Source organism: Streptomyces sp. HSW2009 (assembly GCF_040240285.1).
In the GTDB taxonomy this organism is placed as follows: Bacteria; Actinomycetota; Actinomycetes; order Streptomycetales; family Streptomycetaceae; genus Streptomyces.
In genome coordinates this window covers 1-914 of the sequence record NZ_JBEHZD010001079.1, presented here as the reverse complement: position 1 = coordinate 914, position 914 = coordinate 1, and the positions used below count along the sequence as shown (strand labels likewise).

The 914-nt window shown below is 70.2% G+C and carries 1 pseudogene; it reads right to left on the bottom strand.

The window, feature by feature from the left end:
• Positions 1 to 914, bottom strand: a pseudogene (locus AAHZ94_RS34640) (hypothetical protein); the annotation flags it as partial.

The following is a 914-nucleotide window of genomic DNA, read 5'->3' as shown; positions in this document are numbered from 1 at the left end:
ATGGCGCCTTGGGTGAGGCACCACAGGGGTGCGTTGATGTCGGTGTCGCCGAGGGCTTGGATCAACGCGGTGGTCCCCGCCAACCCCACCGAGACAGCCTCGTACGTGGGGTGCGGCTCCATGGCCAGCGCCAACAGGCTCACCACGCCGTCCCACTCGGCAGCCGTCGCCGTCGCCTCCTGCAAGTGGCGAGCCAGATCACGCCGGTCCGCCGCGGAGCCGTCCACCACCACGTCAGTACGCAGCGCACCGTGGCCGTCCAGGGCCTCGCTCGCCATCAGCACCGCGGGGTGCTCCTCGTACCCGCTCGGCACCACCAACAGCCAGTTGCCGGCCAGCACCGGGGCAGCGGCCTCCCGGAGCGGCACCCAGTCGATCCCGTACCGCCAGGAGTCGATGACTGACTGCTCCCGGTTGGCCCGCCGCCAGTCAGACAGCACGGGCAGCGCGGGCAGCAGTGCCGCGACGCTCTCGCTGTCCCGCTCCACGTTCAACGCCGAGCTCACCGCGTCGACGTCGAGCTCCTCGATCGCCTGCCACAGCCGGTCATCGGCACCGCCAGAACCCTGCCCCGCACCGGCCCGTACGGCCGGCGGCTCCACCCAGAACCGCTGCCGCCGGAACGCGTACGTCGGCAGCTTCACCACCTGCGGCTTGGGCGCCGCCGGGAACCAGCCCGTCCAGTCCACCTGAGCCCCGGCCCGATACAACTGCCCCAACGCAAGCCCGAACCCTTGGTTGTCGGGTCGTTTGCGGGTGAGGGTGGGGATGGTGTGGGGGGTGGGTTGGGTGGCGGTTGCGTCGGTTGTTTGGGTGTTGTTGGTGGTGTGGTGGTGGAGGGTGTGTTGGGTGGCGGTGGTGAGGGTGGGGTCGGGTCCGAGTTCGAGGTAGGTGTGGGTGGTGGGTGTGGTGTG